At 71.4% G+C, this 17,478-nt stretch carries 14 protein-coding genes and 1 pseudogene; 6 read left to right on the top strand and 9 right to left on the bottom strand.

All coding sequences use genetic code 11. The features are described 5' to 3' along the window. The first annotated feature begins 218 nt into the window (after nucleotides 1-218). Nucleotides 219-785 carry a dihydrofolate reductase family protein gene (locus FXF65_RS21160; protein WP_148351722.1) on the top strand — a complete coding sequence of 189 codons (567 nt, stop codon included), beginning with the start codon at nucleotides 219-221 and terminating at the stop codon, nucleotides 783-785. Here FXF65_RS21160 and FXF65_RS21155 read toward each other — a convergent pair. Both FXF65_RS21155 and FXF65_RS21150 read right to left on the bottom strand, forming a co-directional pair. Beyond that, nucleotides 782-1,693, bottom strand: coding sequence for a helix-turn-helix domain-containing protein (locus tag FXF65_RS21155; protein ID WP_148352070.1), 912 nt, complete (start codon nucleotides 1,691-1,693; stop codon nucleotides 782-784). The genes FXF65_RS21160 and FXF65_RS21155 overlap by 4 nt on opposite strands. A gap of 5 nt (nucleotides 1,694-1,698) precedes the next feature. Then, entirely contained in the window at nucleotides 1,699-2,532 is an 834-nt protein-coding gene (locus tag FXF65_RS21150) for an SAM-dependent methyltransferase (RefSeq protein WP_148351721.1), read from the bottom strand. A gap of 266 nt (nucleotides 2,533-2,798) precedes the next feature. Here FXF65_RS21150 and FXF65_RS21145 point away from each other — a divergent pair, with 266 nt between their 5' ends. The 3 genes from FXF65_RS21145 to FXF65_RS21135 all read left to right on the top strand — a co-directional run bounded on the left by FXF65_RS21145 (nucleotide 2,799) and on the right by FXF65_RS21135 (nucleotide 5,663). Then, nucleotides 2,799-3,152, top strand: a complete 354-nt coding sequence (locus FXF65_RS21145; RefSeq protein ID WP_148351720.1) for a YciI family protein — start codon at nucleotides 2,799-2,801, stop codon at nucleotides 3,150-3,152. 299 nt (nucleotides 3,153-3,451) lie between these two features. Then, nucleotides 3,452-4,624 (top strand): RNA polymerase sigma factor, encoded by a 1,173-nt coding sequence (locus FXF65_RS21140; protein WP_246199013.1) that lies wholly within the window; start codon nucleotides 3,452-3,454, stop codon nucleotides 4,622-4,624. Nucleotides 4,625-4,721: 97 nt separating this feature from the next. Beyond that, nucleotides 4,722-5,663, top strand: a complete 942-nt coding sequence (locus tag FXF65_RS21135; RefSeq protein WP_148351718.1) for a threonine/serine dehydratase — start codon at nucleotides 4,722-4,724, stop codon at nucleotides 5,661-5,663. Between the two features lie 203 nt (nucleotides 5,664-5,866). Here FXF65_RS21135 and FXF65_RS21130 read toward each other — a convergent pair whose 3' ends face one another. The 3 genes and pseudogenes from FXF65_RS21130 to FXF65_RS21120 all read right to left on the bottom strand — a co-directional run. Next, nucleotides 5,867-8,404 carry a DUF7824 domain-containing protein gene (locus FXF65_RS21130; RefSeq protein WP_148351717.1) on the bottom strand — a complete coding sequence of 846 codons (2,538 nt, stop codon included), beginning with the start codon at nucleotides 8,402-8,404 and terminating at the stop codon, nucleotides 5,867-5,869. A 79-nt stretch (nucleotides 8,405-8,483) separates the two neighbouring features. After that, nucleotides 8,484-9,761, bottom strand: coding sequence for a serine hydrolase domain-containing protein (locus FXF65_RS21125; protein WP_246198988.1), 1,278 nt, complete (start codon nucleotides 9,759-9,761; stop codon nucleotides 8,484-8,486). A gap of 180 nt (nucleotides 9,762-9,941) precedes the next feature. Continuing rightward, a pseudogene (locus tag FXF65_RS21120) lies at nucleotides 9,942-10,844 on the bottom strand (RNA polymerase sigma factor); the annotation flags it as partial. Nucleotides 10,845-11,042: 198 nt separating this feature from the next. Here FXF65_RS21120 and FXF65_RS21115 point away from each other — a divergent pair. Further along, complete coding sequence (locus FXF65_RS21115) at nucleotides 11,043-11,675, top strand: TetR/AcrR family transcriptional regulator (RefSeq protein ID WP_148351716.1); 633 nt, start codon at nucleotides 11,043-11,045, stop codon at nucleotides 11,673-11,675. 44 nt (nucleotides 11,676-11,719) lie between these two features. Here FXF65_RS21115 and FXF65_RS21110 read toward each other — a convergent pair whose 3' ends face one another. The 3 genes from FXF65_RS21110 to FXF65_RS21100 form a co-directional block, all read right to left on the bottom strand. Continuing rightward, entirely contained in the window at nucleotides 11,720-15,091 is a 3,372-nt protein-coding gene (locus tag FXF65_RS21110) for a pyruvate carboxylase (RefSeq protein WP_148351715.1), read from the bottom strand. 244 nt (nucleotides 15,092-15,335) lie between these two features. Beyond that, nucleotides 15,336-16,076 carry a hypothetical protein gene (locus FXF65_RS21105; protein ID WP_148351714.1) on the bottom strand — a complete coding sequence of 247 codons (741 nt, stop codon included), beginning with the start codon at nucleotides 16,074-16,076 and terminating at the stop codon, nucleotides 15,336-15,338. Next, on the bottom strand, nucleotides 16,073-16,411 hold the full coding sequence (locus FXF65_RS21100; RefSeq protein WP_148351713.1) for a PadR family transcriptional regulator: 339 nt from the start codon (nucleotides 16,409-16,411) through the stop codon (nucleotides 16,073-16,075). The genes FXF65_RS21105 and FXF65_RS21100 overlap by 4 nt, the downstream gene beginning before the upstream one ends. 222 nt (nucleotides 16,412-16,633) lie before the next feature. On the opposite strand from FXF65_RS21100, the gene FXF65_RS21095 reads away from it, so the two are divergent. Then, nucleotides 16,634-16,816, top strand: coding sequence for a hypothetical protein (locus tag FXF65_RS21095; RefSeq protein WP_148351712.1), 183 nt, complete (start codon nucleotides 16,634-16,636; stop codon nucleotides 16,814-16,816). Nucleotides 16,817-16,828: 12 nt separating this feature from the next. Here FXF65_RS21095 and FXF65_RS21090 read toward each other — a convergent pair whose 3' ends face one another. Next, nucleotides 16,829-17,473, bottom strand: coding sequence for a TetR/AcrR family transcriptional regulator (locus FXF65_RS21090; RefSeq protein WP_246198987.1), 645 nt, complete (start codon nucleotides 17,471-17,473; stop codon nucleotides 16,829-16,831). Nucleotides 17,474-17,478: the final 5 nt, after the last annotated feature.

The following is a 17,478-nucleotide window of genomic DNA, read 5'->3' as shown; positions in this document are numbered from 1 at the left end:
TTCGCAGGCGCGCGGCGGGGAGGACCCGTCCGGTCATCGGCCGGCCGGCCGGGCGCGGGCCCCCACGGCCGCACGTTCGCCGATGATCATTCAGCGTGGCGCGGGCCACAAGACGCCGTGACGAGTCCTTGACCGTTCGCAGACCTCCCCGAGACAAGGACGCTCCGCCGAATCGGCCCGTCCGAACCTAGGCTGGCCCGGCGCGCCTCGGGAGGATCATGCGGAAGATCATCAGCTCGACCTACGTGTCGCTGGACGGCGTGGTCCAGCGGCCGCACGACTGGACCGCGCCCTACTTCCAGGACGAGGCCGCCGCCTACGCCCGGGACCTGCTGTTCTCCTGCGGCGCGCTGCTCATGGGCCGCCGGACGTTCGACGGCTTCTCGCAGGCGTGGCCCGCGATGGGGGACGCGGCCGGGGACTTCGGCGTCCGGATGAACACGCTCCCGCACTACGTAGTGTCCGACTCGCTGCGGAAGCCCGGCTGGGGCGACACGACCGCGATCCCGCGCGACGAGGCCGTCGCGGAGATCACCAAGCTCAAGGAGCAGGACGGCCTCGACATCCTCCAGTACGGTTTCGGCCCGGTCTCCCGCACGCTCGTGCGGCACGGCCTGCTGGACGAGCTGCGCCTGTGGATCCATCCCGTCCTCGTCGGCACCGACCGGCCGGGCGAGTCGCTCAACCACGCGGGCTTCACGGCCGCGTTCGAGCTCGCGGACACGGCGCCGCTCACGACCGGCGTGATCATCGCCACCTACCGCCCGCGTCCGCACGGCCGCTAGACGAGCTGGTGCAGGACGTCCCGCAGGATGCTCTGCGTCTCGACGGGCGGCTCCGCCTGCACCCCGAGCCGGTTCAGGACGTCCCGGTACCGGGTGATGTCGGCCGTGCGGTCCGGGTAGACCGCGCCGGTGAGCTGCTCCATGTAGACGACGTCGGGCAGCTCGGGCTCGGCGAACCGCAGCAGCGTCAGCGGCCCGCCCTCCGCCGCGTGCCCGCCGCACGCGAACGGCAGCACCTGGACGGTGACGTTCGGCAGCCGCGCCATGTCGGCCAGGAACCTGATCTGGTCGCGCATCGTCTCGGGCCCGCCGACCGTGCGGCGCAGCGCCGCCTCGTCGACGACCGCCCACAGCTTCAGCGGGTCGGGGCGCTCGAACACGCGGCGGCGGCGCATCCGCATCTCGACCCGGCGCTCGACCTCGTCCGCGGACGCGTCCGGATGCCTCGCCGTGACCAGCGCGCGGGCGTAGTCGCGGGTCTGGAGCAGCTCCGGGACGTCCTGCACCGCGTACACGCGGGCCACCACGGCGCCCTGCTCCAGCCCGAGGTACGGCTCGAACCAGGTCGGCACGACGTCGCCGTACTCCTGCCACCAGCCCGGCCGGTTCGCGTGGTCGGCGAGGTCGAGCAGCGGTTCGCGGCGGCCCTCGTCGGTCACGCCGTAGAGGGTCAGCAGGTCGGCGACGTCGCGTTCCTTGAACCCGACGCGGCCGAGCTCCATCCGGCTGATCTTGGAGTGCGAGCCGCGGATCTCGTAGCCCGCCTTCTCGACGGAGATCCCGGCGGCCTCGCGGTAGCGGCGCAGTTGCGCGCCGACCAGCATGCGGAGCACGGTCGGACCCGCCGTCCGCGGCCCCTGCGGCGGGATCAGCGGGGCCGCCCCGTCCCAGGGGTCGCCGGTGCTCATCTCGCTCACGCCGGGCCGCCGGGTTTGCGGCCCACGGCGCAGAACTCGTCCACCTCGGCGGGCTGCCCGAACGGGCCCGGCTCGGCGCGCCACCGCGACACCGACACGACGCCCGGCTCCAGGATCTCCAGGCCGTCGAAGTATCCGCCGATCAGCTCCGGAGTGCGCAGGTGGTAGGGGGTCTCGCTCGCGTCGTTCCACATGTCGATCGCGGACCGGAACGCCTCGCCGGTGAGGACGTCCGTGCCGTCGGCGACGGCGAGGTGGCTGCCCGGTGGGAGCGCGCCCATCAGCTCCGCGACGATCGAGCGGGCGTCGTCGTACTCGGGGACGTGCCCGAGGATGTTCAGCAGCATCAGCGCGACGGGACGGTCGAGGTCGAGCGTCCTCGATGCCTCCTCCAGGATCCGGCGCGGGTCGCGGAGGTCGGCGTCGATGTAGTCGGTGACGCCCTGCGCGCTGCTGGTCAGCAGCGCGCGGGCGTGCGCGAGGACGAGCGGGTCGTTGTCGACGTACACGATGCGCGCGTCGGGCGCGACGCGCTGCGCGACCTCGTGGGTGTTGTCGACGGTGGGCAGCCCGGTGCCGATGTCGAGGAACTGCCTGATCCCGACCTCGGCGGCCAGGTACCGGACGGCGCGGCTCAGGAACGCCCTGGAGTGCCGGGCGACGTCCACGATCTGCGGGTAGACGCCGACGAACTGGTCGCCCGCGGCGCGGTCGACGGGGTAGTTGTCCTTGCCGCCGAGCCAGTAGTTCCAGATGCGCGCGGACTGCGGGACGGTGCTGTCGATCCGGGGCTCGTTCTGCGCACCGTCACCCGGTGCCGGGTCTCCCACGGGAGGGCCTCCTCGGACGAAAGAACCTTACTACCGGACGAAGTTACTCGTTAATCGCTGACTTGCCCACCGGAAGATTGTCCTACTTCGTATCCATCTCGGTGGTTCTGCACGGGGATCGTCCGTGCATCGCCTGTGACCTGGAACGATACGGGTTCGAGGAAAATTCTGAAAGAAGTCCGGCTGACATGTCGATCCGGGGCCGACCCGTTCGACGCGCCAGTGAAGGCCCGGGAGGGACCCGGTCCCCGAGAGAGGAGCCCGCGATGCGGTTCTTGCTGATGACCACGGACGACAACTCCGACGCCGCGCCGCCGGACGAGGCGATGATGGCGGAGATGGGCAAGTTCATCGAGGAGACCTCCAAGGCGGGCGTGCTCCTCGCCACCGGCGGCCTGGAGCCCGGCGGCACCCGGATCGCCTCCTCCGGCGGCAAGATCACCGTCACCGACGGCCCGTTCGCCGAGGCCAAGGAGGCCGTCGTCGGCTTCGCCCTCATCGAGGTCCGCAGCCGCGAAGAGGCGATCGAACTCTCCAAGCGCTTCTACTCCATCGTCGGCGACGGCGAAGGCATCATCCAGCAGGTCTTCGGCCCCGAAGACCCTTTCCCGGGCGCCTGACCCCACACGCCCGCACCGGCCCGCCGGGCAAGCCCCCACCCCCTTGCCCGGCGAGCCACCCCCCTCAACCACCGCCCCAGGCTCACACGGTGAGTTGCTGCTGAGCATGCGTGGTCGGCCCCGGCCAGGCTCACATGGTGGGCGAGCCGGCGCTCAGCTTGCGTGGGGGGTGGCGGGGGTGCTGTCATCGCGGCGTGACGACTTCCGACGGCGTGCCCGCGCGGGGATCCGGGGTGCACGCGAGCATCGACGCCGTGTGGCGGCTGGAGGCCGCCCGCATCATCGCCGGACTCGCCCGGATGGTGAACGACATCGGGCTCGCCGAGGAACTCGCGCAGGACGCGCTGGTCGCCGCACTCGAACAGTGGCCGGAGTCAGGCGTCCCGGACAACCCGGGGGCCTGGCTCATGGCCGTCGGCAAGCGCCGCGCCATCGACCGGATCCGCCGCCACCAGCGCTTGGAGACCAAGCTCGCCGAGATCGGACGCGACCTGGAGACCCAGGCGCCGCCGGAGGTCGACGTCCCCGACGACGAGCACATCGAGGACGACGTGCTCCGCCTCGTCTTCACCGCGTGCCATCCCGTCCTGTCCACGCAGGCGCGGGTCGCGCTGACGCTGCGCATGCTCGGCGGCCTGACCACGGACGAGATCGCGCGGGCGTTCCTCGTGTCCGAGGCGACGGTGGCGCAGCGGATCGTCCGGGCGAAGCGGACCCTGTCCGACGCGGGCGTCCCGTTCGAGGTGCCCGAGGGCCCCGACCGGGCGGCGCGGCTGTCGTCCGTCCTGGAGGTCATCTACCTGGTCTTCAACGAGGGCTACACGGCCACCGCCGGGGACGACTGGCTGCGGGCCGACCTGTGCCGGGAGGCGCTGCGGCTCGGCCGCGTCCTCGCCGAGCTGGCCCCCGGCGAGCCCGAGGTGCACGGGCTCGTCGCGCTGATGGAGATCCAGGCGTCCCGGACGCGGGCCCGCACCGGGCCGGACGGCGAGCCCGTCCCCCTGCTGGAGCAGGACCGCGGCCGCTGGGACCGCCTCCTCATCCACCGCGGCTTCGCCGCCCTGCTCCGCGCGAAGAAGATCGGCGAGCCGCCGGGGCCGTACGTCCTGCAAGGCGCGATCGCCGCCTGCCACGCCCAGGCCCTCGCGCCGGAGGACACCGACTGGGCGCAGATCGCGTCCCTGTACGGGATCCTCGCGAGCGTCGCCCCGTCCCCCGTCGTGGAGCTGAACCGCGCGGTGGCGGTCGGCATCGCGGACGGCCCCGAAAAGGGCCTTGAGATCGTGGACGCGCTGCTGGACGAGCCGTCCCTGCGCGACTACCACCTGCTGCCGAGCGTCCGCGGCGACCTCCTGGCCCGCCTGGACCGCACGGCCGAGGCCCGCGCGGAATTCGAGCGCGCCGCCGCCCTGACCCGCAACGCCCCCGAACGCAAGGCCCTCCTCCACCGAGCCACCACCCTCCCTCACTGACCCTCGCCCTGGCGGGGGTGGCGGATAGGGGTGGCCTGGGCGGGGGTGTCATGTGCCAAGGTTGGTTCGGTACTGATATCGGCCGGAGGGAATCCCAGTGATCGCTCAGTCGGACGTCGACGCCGCGACCGCCCGCGTCGCGGGTGAGATCCGCCGCACCCCGGTCATCGAGGTCGATCCCACGCCGCTCGCACCCGCCGCGCGGATGTGGCTGAAGCTGGAGCTGGCCCAGCACACCGGGTCGTTCAAGGCGCGCGGCGCGTTCAACCACGTCCTGGCCGCGCGGGACGAGGGGCGCCTCCCCGAGAGCGGCGTCGTCGCGGCGTCCGGCGGCAACGCGGGGCTCGCGTTCGCGTACGCGGCGGCGCGGGCGGGCGTCCCGGCCGAGGTGTTCGTGCCGGAGACCGCGCCCGCGGTGAAGGTCGCGCGGCTCCGCGCGCTCGGCGCGACCGTCGTGCAGGTCGGCACCCGGTACGCCGAGGCGCAGGACGCCGCGACCAAGCGCGCCGCCGACACCGGCGCCCTGTTCTGCCACGCCTACGACCTCCCCGAGGTCTGCGCGGGCCAGGGCACGCTCGGTGTCGAGATCCTGGAGCAGACCGGCGGCGAGGTGGACACCGTCCTCCTCGCGGTCGGCGGCGGCGGCCTGATGGCGGGCGTCGCCACCGCCCTCCACGGCCACGCCCGCGTCGTCGGCGTCGAGCCGGAGCGCATCCCGACCCTCGAACGCGCCCTCGCCGCCGGACGCCCCGTCGACGTGGACGTCTCCGGCATCGCCGCCGACTCCCTCGGCGCCACCCGGCTCGGCGAGATCGCCTTCACGGTCGCGACGCGGACGGAGGTGCTCCCCGTCCTGGTGACGGAGGAGGCCATCGTCGAGGCCCGCCGCTTCCTCTGGGACGAGTACCGCCTGGCCGTCGAACACGGCACCGCCACCGCCGTCGCCGCCCTCCGCACCGGCGCCTACCGCCCGTCCCCCGACGAACGGGTCATGGTCGTCCTCTGCGGCGCCAACACCGACCCCTCCGACCTCCACTGACGGCCGCCAACCCAGCAGTTCGGACGCCCAACGTACGAACTCCGCGGACCACCCAGGCCAACCCGCTCGTCCCCGGCTGTTCGCCCGGCCTCTGGCCGGGCGCGCCACCAGGACGCACATTCCGCGTAACCGGCCAGGTGCCCGGCCGGGGCGCGCTTCGCGGGCCGCGTTGGCGGTTCGGCCCAGTCGCATTGGTCCGCCGCCTATCCGGCCAGGTGGGTGGAGAGGGCGCGGGCTTCGCGGGCCACGTTGGTGGAGCCCTTGCGGGCGGCGAGTGCGTCCAGTTCGGGGATGCGGGTGCGGGCGTTCGACCAGCGGGCGGTGCGGAGGCCGAGGGCGATCAGCCGGTCGAGGCCGTGCACCGGGCGCTTCCCCGGCTCGGGGCAGAGCACGGGCAGGGCGGCGGCGATCGTCTGCCAGACGGCGGCGTACGCGCCGACGTCCACCGCGCGTTCGAGCGCGTCGATGATCCGGACGAGCCGGACGTCGCCGTCGAGGACGAGCCGTCCGATATGGCGGCCGAACGCCCCGGCGGGCAGGTCGCCCCGGACGGCCATCGTGTGCAGCGCCAGGTCGGCCCGCCCGCTTCGGCGCGCGGTGAGCTGCCGCGCGAGGAAATGCCCGACGGCCTCGGCGAACGGCCCGTCGCCGGGGACGAGCTCGATCACCTCCTCGACCGGCGCCCCGACCTCGAAGACGTACCGGCCCTCCACGAGGAGCGGCAGGACGTGCGCCGCGACGACCTCCGGATGGGACGGCAGCAGCCGCGGCCAGGTCGCCCGGAACCAGCCGTGGTCGTCGCCGCCGTGCTTCGGCGGGGCGGTGAACACGGCGTCGACCAGCGGCAGCCCGGTCGGCGGCACGTTGATCACCGGCTCGGGGGCGCCCCGCTCGAACGGCCGCATCGACACCTCGGGGACGGGCAGCCCGCCGTCCGCGAGGAGGCGCGCGACGGCGCGTCCGGCGGACGAGGTCAACGCGGACGCCCGCTTCACCGCGTCCGGGTCGATCTCGCGCGGCAGCCGCAGCAGGGCCTGCTGGAGATCGGCCGGACCGGGGTCGGCGCCCGCCTCCTGGAGCCGCTCCAGGCGTTCCACCAGCGCCAGCGGGTCGAGGTGCCCGGTCGGCTCGGTGGGGGCGGCGAGGAGCAGCGGGGGCAGCGTCCCGTCCTCGACGGCGGCGTACAGTTCCGCGCACCGGCTCAGATAGAGCAGGTTCGGGCCGCCTAGGACGCGGGCGGGCGGGAGCCGGCGCCGCCAGCCCTCGGACAGCGGGCCGGAGCCGGTCAGCAGGAGCCCGGTCGCCATCATCCACTCGCGGGGGCCGCGCCACCGCTGGTCGGACTCCAGCCCCGGATAGAAGGCGGACTGCAGGACGGGTTTCAGCGCCGCCTTCACGGCGTCCGCGTCGTCCCACGTCAGCTGGACGAACCCGGCCATCATCCGCTCGGCGTCCGCCCAGCCGACCGGGAAGGCGTCGACGGCCTCGGCCAGCTCCGCGACGGTGGTGATCGGCGATGGAAGCGGAGGCAGCGGCTCGCGCGGCGGAGCCGGGACGAACGCGGGCGGCGGCGGCACGTCGCCACCCGCGCCGGGGTCGGCGACGTCGCCGCTGAACCGGGCCGCGACCTGCGCGCCGAGGTCGGCGGGCAGCAGGGGGACCGCGTCGGCGAGCGCCCGCCCGTCGACCCCGTCCGGGAGCCTGAGCGCGATGCGGACGGCCCGCTGCTGCACCGCGTACGACTCGTGCCCGAACGCGCGGGCGAGCGCGGGCGCGCAGCTCGCGGCGAGGCCCGGCCGCCGCTGGACGGTCCGCTCCAGCCATGAAAGACCCGACCTCACGAGCCCGGCCTCCGGCCGGAACAGCACGCCGTCCAGGGCCTCGACGACCAGCTCGGACGGCAGCGCGGGCACCTCCCTGAGCAGCCCGAGCGCGAGGTCGGCGACAGTGCCCGGCCCGGTCGGGAGCAACCGCGCGTAGTCGCGGGCGTGGGCGCTGATCTCGCGTTCCCGCGCGGCCGGGTCGTCCGGCATGAGGAGGCCGTGCAGGCATACGAAGAAGCGCAGGTCGAGGGCCGTACCGCCGCGCAGGAACCGGCGGACGCAGCCGTCCAGCAGCAGGCGCCGGTCGACGTCGCCCCGGGCGGCGAGCGTGGCCAGCGTCCGCGGCCAGGACGAGCGGTCGCGCAGCTCGCGCCCGACGCCGTCCGCCTCGAAGACGCGCGGGAGCAGGAACGGGAGCAGCGGGTCCTTCGCGCGGGGCGGCGCGGACGCCACCCAGCCGACGACGAGCGGGTCGTGCTCGGGCGGCTCGATCCCGGTGTCGGCGAGCAGCGCGAGGACGAGGTCGAGCCCGACGTGCCGCGGGCCGCGCAGCCGGAGCGTGAGCCGCCGCGCGAGGTCGGCGAGCCAGGCGTCGTCACGGTCGTCCCAGAGGCCGAGCAGGAGGTCGGTGTCGCCGTGGTCGCCGGACCAGCGGGTGCTGAACTCGCGCCGGTTGAGCCAGGCCGCGACCGCCGTCGCGCCGGTCATCGTGCCCGCGCCCGCCGCGCGGAAGGCGGGCGCGTGGCCGAGGATGTCGTCCCAGGGTTCGTACCGCGACCGCACCTCTTTGAGGTGGCCGGGCAGCGCCCTGGCGACCGCGCGGCGGTCGGCCGCGTCCAGGTCGCGGACGGCCCCGGCCACCGCGAGGGCGTCGCACTCGTCGATGAGGGCCGCGATTCGCTTCGTTGCGCTCGGCATGCCGAAGACGCTAGGACCCGCCACTGACAGTTCTCCGGACCCGCAGGTCAGCCCGCAGAAAAGGGCGTTGACCTGAAGATCAGCGCCCGGCGCGCACCAGTTGCAGCGGCAGCAGTTGGACGGGCCGCTGCGGCGCTTCGGGCCGCGCGGTGGGACGGCTGCCGCACAGCGCCTCCACGACGTGCGCCGCGAGCGCGCTGTCGATCGGATGCGGAACGGGCATCCCGTTCGCGTCGAGCTCCTGGTACATCGTCAGGTTGAACGCGACCGACACCTGGCGCTCCCCGCCCGCGGACGACAGCGACTGGGTGCCCCCGCCGAAGACGATGCCGTCGTGGCCCCAGAACGTCCCGCAGGGGAGGTCGAGCGAGTAGAGGCCGAGACCGTAGTTCATGAGGAGGTTGCCGTCCGCGTCCTTCGCCGGGACGGTCCGCTGCATCTCCCCCAGCGCGGCCTTGCCTATGAGCCCTCCGGTGAGGAGCTTGCGGTAGAAGCGGTTGAGGTCGTTCGTGGTGGAGACCAGCGCGCCCGCCGTCCACCCCCAGCTCATGTTGAAGGCGCTGTAGTCGCGGGGCGGTTTGATGTGCTGGTAGAGCGACAGGTACATGCGCGGATGCGGCCCGGCTATCCGCGGCCCGGACGGGAAGTACGTCTCCTTCAACCCGGCCTTGGCGATGACGTGCCGGTTGATGTACTCCTCGGCGGGCGTCCCGGTCACCTTCTCCAGGAGCCGTCCGGCGATGATGTAGTTCGTGTTGGAGTACGACCACCGTTCACCTGGCTCACCCGTGCGCGGTGCTTGCAGGCCCCACTCGATGAGCTGCTCCGGCGGAATGTAGCGGAAGCGGTTCTCGTCCAGGCTCTCGGAAGACAGCGCCTTCAATGAAGGAAAAGCAGTGAGGACGTAGTCGGCGATACCGCTGGTGTGATTGAGAAGCATCCGCACGGTGACCTGTTTCCCGGGACGCTCCGGGAAAAGGTTCGGCAAGTACCGGCCGACCGGGGCGTCGAGGTCGATGCGACCCTTCTCGACCTGCTGGAGGATCGCGGTCGCCATGAACGACTTGCTGATGCTGCCGATCCGCTGCCTCATATCGGGGGTGACGGGACGACCCGTCCGGACGTCCGCGACCCCGGACGCGCCGTTCCACACGGTGCCGCCGTCCTGCGCCGCGGAGAACAGCCCGTACATCCCCGCGTCGCGCGTGGCGTCGAGGGTCGCGCGCAGCTTCGCGGGGTCGAACGGCCCGGTCGGCGGCTGCACCACCGCGGGTGCGGACGCCACCGCCGTGGGGGCGGCGACCGCACCGCCGGACGCCTCCGCCAAGGCGGTGGACTGCATCAGCGAAAACGCCACGGCGACACTCACCGTGGCGCGCGTGACCCGCCCTCGCCGTCCGAACCGCCTCGCCATCGTTCCCGTCTTTCAGCCGCCGTGCACGTCCACGAGAAGTGTCCTCGGAGATCATCTCCGCTGCCACCCACCGCGGGACGAGTTCCGTGTCACACCGGCGTCCGGCGACTGTTCCCGCTCGACCTATCCAAGCAGGTCGGCGAGGGTTTCGCGGCGAGACGGATGGCGCAGTTTATGCATGCCCTTTGACTCGATTTGCCGGATTCGCTCCCGAGTAACCCCATATACGCGCCCGACCTCTTCCAGGGTTTTGGGCTCGCCGCCGGACAGTCCGAACCGGAGGGAGATCACGCCCGCCTCCCGCTCGGTCAGTGTCTCCAGGACGGCGTCGAGCCGCCCGCGCAGCATCGAGGACGCGACGACGTCGGCGGGGTCGCCGCCGTCCGGGTCCTCGATGACGTCGCCGAGCTCGCCGTCGCCGTCCTCGCCGAGGGGGGTGTGCAGGGACAGCGGCTCGCGCGCCTGCCTGCGCAGCCACTCGACCTTCTCCGCCGTGATGTCGAGCTCGACGGCCAGCTCCCGCGCGGTGGGCTCGCGGCCGAGGTCCTGCATCATCCGCCGCCGGACGCGCGTCATGCGGTTCAGCACCTCGACGACGTGCACGGGGATGCGGATCGTGCGGCTCTGGTCGGCCAGCGCGCGGCTGATCGCCTGCTTGATCCACCAGACGGCGTAGGTGGAGAACTTGAGGCCGCGCCGGTACTCGAACTTCTCCACGGCGCGGATGAGCCCGAGGTTGCCTTCCTGGACGAGGTCGTTGAGCGGCAGGCCGTGGCCCATGTAGCGCTTGGCCAGCGAGACGACGAGACGGAGGTTGGCCTCCACCATGTGCTCTTTGGCGCGTGCCCCGTCGGTGGCTATCCACTCCAGGTCTTCCTTGTCCTGGAGGCTGAGGTCGTCGCCCAGGGTTTCGAGGCGCTCGCGGGCGAACAGTCCGGCCTCGATGCGCTTGGCGAGGTCGACTTCCTGCTCGGCAGTGAGGAGCGCGGTGCGGCCGATGCGGGAGAGGTAGTCCTTCATCGGATCGACCAGGTTCACGTTCACGGTCGCACGGGGGGTCGCGCTGGGCGCGTGGCTGGCGTTCAGGGCGGTGTCCTTTGCTCGGCCTGCCGGGCGGGAACGGGTCACCCGGTCTCGGTACCCGATAGCCTCGCGACCTAAACTTTGAACGAGCCTATAAATATACTTATTACAAATTTAGGTCGCCCATGGAACAATGTCCTGATGGGACTCCGGGAGATGAAGAAGCAGCAGACGCGGCAGAACATCTCGAACCAGGCGACGCGCCTGTTCCTGCGGCACGGCTTCGACCGGGTCACGATCGCCGACGTCGCCGCGGCGGCGCAGGTGGCGAAGATGACCGTCACCAACTACTTCCCCCGCAAAGAGGACCTGGCCCTCGACCTGCGCGACGCCTTCGTCGGACGGCTCGCCCTGACCGTCGCCGAGCGGCCCGCCGGCGAGCCCGCGCTCGCCGCGCTGCGCCGGGAGTTCCAGCGGGCCGTCGACCGGCGCGACCCGGTGATCGGCTTCTCCGGCCGCGACTTCGCGCGCATGCTGGTCCAGAGCCCGGCGCTGGTGGCGCGGCTCCGCGAGTTCCACGAGGAGCGCGAGGCCGCGCTGGCCGCCGTCCTCGCCGAGGAGACGGGGGCGGGCCCGGACGACCCGCTCCCCCGACTCGTGGCCGCGCAGCTCGGCGGCGTCCACCGCGTCCTGTTCCAGGAGACCCTCCGCCGCACCCTGGACGGTGAGAGCGACGACGAGATCGCCGCCGCCCTCACCGCGTCCGCGCGGACGGCGTTCGACCTGCTCGAACCGTCCCTCGCCGACTACGCCGCGGCGCACTCCCCGAACTGACCCGCGCCGCACTGACCCGCGCCGGACTGACACGCGCGCTCCGCTCAGGCGATCACCAGCAGCAGGTCGCCCGCCTGGACGGGCGTGGCCCCCTTGACGGCCAGCCGGCCGACGGCGCCCGCGACGGGCGCGGTGATCGCGGCCTCCATCTTCATCGCCTCGATCGTGGCGACCACGTCGCCCGCCGCGACCTCGTCGCCCTTCGCCACGCGGAGCGTCACCGATCCGTCGAACGGCGCGGCGACGTGGCCGGGCTCGTCCGGGTCGGCGCGTTCGACCGGCGGCGCGTCCGACGCAACGGACTTGTCCCGGACGGACAGGGTGCGGAGTTGCCCGTTCACCGTGCAGATCACCTGCCGGACGCCCGCCTCGTCCACATCGCCCACTGCCTCCAGAGCAGCGAGCACCCGCACACCCGGTTCGAGGTCGAACGCGACCTCGTGTCCTGTGCGCAGGCCGTAGAGGAAGGGACCGGTCGGCAGTACCGAAAGGTCGCCGTAGGCCGCGCGTGCCTCGCGGTAGTCCTTCGCTGGGCCGGGGAAGAGGAGACGGTCGAGAGTGCCGCGTACCTCTGAACCGGCCAGGGCCTTCTCTTCCGTGCTAGAGAGTTCGGCACGGGCGGGCGTGTATTGGCGTCCTGCGAGGGCCTTGGTGCGGAACGGTTCGGGCCATCCGCCTGGCGGGTCGCCCAGTTCCCCGTTCAGGAAACCGATGACGCTGTCGGGGATGTCGTACCGGTCAGGGTTCTCGGCGAAGTCGTCTGGGTCGGCACCTGCCGCGACCAGGTGCAGCGCCAGGTCACCGACTACCTTGCTGGACGGGGTGACCTTTACGAGCCGTCCTAGGATCGCGTCCGCCGCCGCGTACAGCCGCTCGATCTCTTCGAAGCGGTCACCGAGTCCGAGCGCGACGGCCTGCTGACGCAGGTTCGACAACTGGCCGCCAGGAATCTCGTGCCGGTACACCCGTCCGGTGGGCGAGGGCAGGCCCATCTCGAACGGCGCGTACAGCTTCCGGACGGCCTCCCAGTACGGCTCCATGGAGGTCAGCGCAGCCAGGTCGATGCCGGTCGCGTGCTCGGTGAAATCGGTCGCGGCGACGATCGCCTGGAGCGGTGGCTGGCTCGTAGTCCCCGAAAGGGGCGCGGCGGCGCCGTCGACTGCGTCGACCCCCGCTTGAATGGCCGCGATGTAGGTGCCGATCTGCCCGCCCGCCGTGTCGTGGGTATGCAGATGGACGGGCAGGTCGAATCGTTCACGCAATGCCTTGACGAGTGTGTACGCGGCGGGCGCGCGGAGCAGACCGGCCATGTCCTTGATGCACAGGATGTGGACGCCCGCGTCGACGAGTTCCTCCGCCAGACGCAGGTAATAGTCGAGGGTGTAGAGCCGCTCGTTCGGGGACGACAGGTCGCCCGTGTAGCAGAGGGTCCCTTCCACCAAGGCGTGGGTCTGGAGAACCGCTTCGATGGCCGGACGCATCCGTTCCACGTCATTCAGCGCATCGAACACGCGGAAGATGTCGACTCCCGTACTGGCCGCTTCCTTCACGAATGCCCGCGCCACCGAGTCCGGGTAGGGCGTGTAACCGACGGTGTTGCGGCCCCGCAGGAGCATCTGAATGCAGAGGTTCGGTGCGGCTTCACGGATCGCGGCGAGCCTGTCCCAGGGCGACTCTCCGAGGAAGCGAAGCGCGACGTCGTACGTTGCCCCGCCCCACGCCTCGATGGACAGGAGCTGAGGCGTCATTCGGGCGAGGTAGGGGGCGGCGGCGAGCAGGTCATAGGTGCGTACTCGCGTCGCGAGAAGCGACTGGTGCGCGTCCCTGAACGTCGTGTCCGTGACGGCCAGAGCACTCTGCGACCGGAGCTGCTCAGCGAATGCCTTCGGGCCGAGCGACAAAAGCCGGTCGCGCGAACCCTCCGGGAACGGGCCGTCCATGGAGAGGGCCGGGAGCTTCGTCGCCGGGTCCAGGTCGGTGGGCGCCTCACCGTGCGGCCTGTTGACGGTCACGTCGGCCAGATACCGGACGAGCCGCGTAGCGCGGTCACCACTCGACCGTGCCGTGAGCAGTTCGGGATGGTCGCCGATGTAGGACGTCGTCACGCCGCCCGCGCGGAAGTCCTGTTCATCTAGCAGCGCCTGCAAGAACGGGATGTTGGACGCCACTCCCCGGATGCGGAATTCAGCGACCGCTCTGCGCGCGCGCCGCACGGCGTCCTCGAACGTCCGTCCGCGACAGGTCAGCTTGACCAGCAGGGAGTCGAAATGCGGGCTGATGATCGCGCCGCCATAAGCGGTACCGGTGTCGAGACGCACACCCGCACCGCCCGGCGACCGGTACGCCGAGATCTTCCCCGTATCCGGACGGAATCCGTTCGCCGGGTCTTCCGTGGTGATCCGGCACTGGACGGCGTAACCGCTCACGGTCACTTCGTCCTGCGCGATACCGAGGTCGGCGAGCGTCTCGCCGCCCGCAATGCGCAACTGGCTCTGCACCAAGTCGACACCGGTGACTTCTTCGGTCACGGTGTGCTCGACCTGGATACGCGGATTCATCTCGATGAAGACGTGCTGGCCGCGATCGTCCACGAGGAATTCCACGGTGCCCGCGTTCTCGTAGCCGATTTCCTTGGCGAAACGCACGGCGTCGTCACAAAGCCGCTGCGCCACCTCTGGGTCGAGCCTGGGCGCGGGCGCGATTTCCACCACCTTCTGATGGCGTCGCTGCACCGAACAGTCACGCTCACGCAGATGGACCACGTGCCCGGCGCTGTCCGCGAGGACCTGCACCTCAATGTGGCGGGGACGATCCACCGCCTGCTCAAGGAACACCGTGGCGTCGCCGAAGGCGCTCTCCGCCTCCCTACGGGCGGTGTCCACGGCGGCCTGCAAATCCTCACGGTTGTCGACGCGGCGCAGCCCGCGTCCGCCGCCACCGGCCGCGGCCTTCACGAACAGCGGGAAACCGACCTCGTCGGCCGCATCCAGCTCCCGTCCGGCCTCCGGCGTCGTCGACCGCAGCACCGGCAGCCCCGCCCGCCGCGCCGCCGCGACCGCCTCGATCTTGTTCCCGGCCAGGCTCAGCGCCGCCGACGGCGGCCCCACGAACTTGATGCCGTTGCGTTCGCACGCCTTCGCCAGTTCGGGGCTCTCCGAGAGGAACCCGTAGCCCGGATACACGGCGTCGGCGCCCACCCGTAGCGCCGTCTCAACGATCCCGTCCACGTCCAGGTAGGCCCGGACGGGATGCCCGTGCTCGCCGATCTCGTACGCCTCGTCCGCCTTCTGGCGGTGCAGCGACAACCTGTCCTCGTGCGCGTACACGGCGACACTGGCTATACCGAGCTCATATGCCGCGCGGAAGGCGCGCACGGCGATCTCGCCCCGGTTGGCGACGAGCAGCTTTCTGATCACGTATCTCTCCTACGAGACGGCTTCAGCGCGTCCGCCCGCAAGGACTCCACGCTGAGCCGCTCAAGGCACCGGCGGGCGAACCGGTCCTGCAATACGTACCCAGTCCAGCCCGCCGGGGAGCATCCCGTCCCCACCCCTCCCGTGTGAACAACCCCCCGGATCCCACCAGCCGCAAAAACTCCACTTCTTCCCACCACACCTGCTTCTCAGACGGGGAAATGGTCGAGCGGAACGCTGACTTCCGTCAGGAGGATTTGCGGCGACGGGCGAGCCAGGTGCGGACGACGACCGAGATGGCCAAGGCGCTGAGAGCGCCCACCACCATGCCGGTGAGGGAACCACCGAAATCGCTGTAGGCGAGGTTCGACACGAGCGTGACACCCGCGATGCAGAGGACGACAGTGACGATGGTCATGGCAGCGATGAGATCCCTGAAATGTCCGCTCCAGAACGCCGATACGGCTGGAGTTCTGGGAACGCTCCGCAGAGCTGCCTCAGGCCCGATGGTGGCGGCCTTGGGGCGCTTGAAGTACTCGAAGCAGACCCAGGTACCGCAGGGTTCCCAGCCGTCCGGAGCCAAACGGTCGATGACGGCTTGGCCGCGCCCCGGCAGGACGGTCTCGCGGTGGTACTCCCAGCGCTGCGGGTTCTCCAGGTCGCGGTGGCTGACGAAGCGGCCCGCGCCGTCGACCTGCTCCACCTCCCAGCCCTCGTCGCCGTAGCGGTTGAGGACGTCGCGTTCGTGGAAGGCGTCCGCCCTCCAGGTCCAGGTCTCCGCAGCGGACGGAGGGATGATGTCGTCGTGCTCCCTGGACGGTGCCACCTGGGAGGCGAACTCCTCTGGCGTGCCGAATTCCTGTACCGGGTCGGTTCCGGATTCGGTCACGTATGCGGCGAGGTCGTCGACGGTCAGCGCCACCTGGTCCGCAGGGAGCCCGCGGGCGTATAGCCGCTGCGCCAGTTCCTCGAAGTAGGGGCTCGTCATCGTTCCGCTCCTTGGGTGAGCATCGTCCGCACGGATTCGTCGAAGGCGAGCCACAGCGCGCTCTGCTCGGCGAGCGTCGCGCGGCCCTCGTCGGTGAGGTGGTAGTAGCGGCGGCCCGGGCCGCGTTCGGCTACTCGGAACTCCGCGGAGACCAGACCGGCCTCCTCCAGGCGGTTGAGGACCGGGTAGAGGGTCCCGCCCTTGATCTGCCCCAGGCCCGCGTCGGCGAGCGTCTTGGCGATCTCGTACCCGTAGCTCTCGCCCCGGGTCAGGCTCGCGAGCACCAGCAGGTCGAGGACGCCCTTGAGCCAGCTGGCCCGGCGGTCGGGTGCCATGGCCGCCCTCCTCGTATCGGTTTCCTAGCTAGACCGTAGCGCCAGCTAGTTAGGAATACAACCTAGATAGTCAACACGAGGCCGGATCCGGACGGCGGCCCGAGACGGCGGCCTAAACGGAACGATCACTCGGAATAGCCCGAAAGATCTTGCGGTTGCAACTACTGTGCGAACGCCCGCGAGCCGGGTAGCACCCATGTCCGCGATCCATGGAGGTGAACCGTGCCGAGCAGCATCCCGAGGACCCGCTCCAACAGGGAACACGAACACGTGAAGACCACGTCGCTGCGCGCACTCGTGGTCGCCGCGCGCCTGGAACGCAATCACGCCCCGGAGGGTCCACCGGGCAAGGAAGAGGGCCGGGCGGAGCGGCGCACCAAGCGGCGCAGCCCCGACCCGGCCTGACCCGACTTTTCGCTAGGAATCCCCTGGCCAGACACCAGTCGCGCCGAAGAGGGCGTGGACGGCGGTACGCGCGCGTACCGCCCCCACGCTCTCGACCATCGCGGTGAGGTGCTCCGCACCGAGGGCGGCCAGAAGCGCGTGCGCCAGCCCGTCCCCGTCGGGGACCGACTGGTCGAGCAGGATCGTCAGGTGCCGATGCCAGAAGCCGTACGCGCCGATGCGGTACCGAGCGCCCGGCGAGGCGGTCTCGGACATGCGCACCAGGGCCAGATGGTCGAGGACGTAGTCCAGGTAGGCATCGGCGAAGGCGAGTAGCCGTTCGGACGGCGGAACGACGGCATCCGCCCCACCCGGGCCCAGTGGAGCCGGTCCGGACAGGATCGCGTCCTGAAGGTGGCGTTCCCGTTCGTCCAGGAGGGCGACGGCGAGCCCCGCCTTGTCGCCGAACCGGCGGAAGAGCGTCCCCTTGCCGACCCCGGCCGCAGAGGCGACCGCGTCCATCGAGACGGACTCGACGCCATGCTCGGCGAACAGGCGGGCGGCGGCCTCCAGCACCTTGGCTCGGTTGCGCGCCGCGTCCGCGCGCTCCTTGGGCGGCGGCGTCCGCATCAGCTCAAGGTCGACGCTCCGGCCGCCGACCGGGCCGCGCTCTGTCACCGGCC

It is taken from the genome of Actinomadura syzygii (assembly GCF_008085905.1).
Taxonomy (GTDB): Bacteria; Actinomycetota; Actinomycetes; order Streptosporangiales; family Streptosporangiaceae; genus Spirillospora; species Spirillospora syzygii.
This window is presented reverse-complemented; position numbering and strand designations above follow the sequence as displayed.

Bases quoted from the DNA above. Each gene is read 5' to 3' on its own strand.
- FXF65_RS21160 (WP_148351722.1), top strand. From the start codon at position 219: ATGCGGAAGATCATCAGCTCGACCTACGTGTCGCTGGACGGCGTGGTC.
- FXF65_RS21155 (WP_148352070.1), bottom strand. From the start codon at position 1,693: ATGAGCACCGGCGACCCCTGGGACGGGGCGGCCCCGCTGATCCCGCCG.
- FXF65_RS21145 (WP_148351720.1), top strand. From the start codon at position 2,799: ATGCGGTTCTTGCTGATGACCACGGACGACAACTCCGACGCCGCGCCG.
- FXF65_RS21140 (WP_246199013.1), top strand. From the start codon at position 3,452: ATGGTGAACGACATCGGGCTCGCCGAGGAACTCGCGCAGGACGCGCTG.
- FXF65_RS21130 (WP_148351717.1), bottom strand. From the start codon at position 8,404: ATGCCGAGCGCAACGAAGCGAATCGCGGCCCTCATCGACGAGTGCGAC.
- FXF65_RS21115 (WP_148351716.1), top strand. From the start codon at position 11,043: ATGGGACTCCGGGAGATGAAGAAGCAGCAGACGCGGCAGAACATCTCG.
- FXF65_RS21105 (WP_148351714.1), bottom strand. From the start codon at position 16,076: ATGACGAGCCCCTACTTCGAGGAACTGGCGCAGCGGCTATACGCCCGC.
- FXF65_RS21100 (WP_148351713.1), bottom strand. From the start codon at position 16,411: ATGGCACCCGACCGCCGGGCCAGCTGGCTCAAGGGCGTCCTCGACCTG.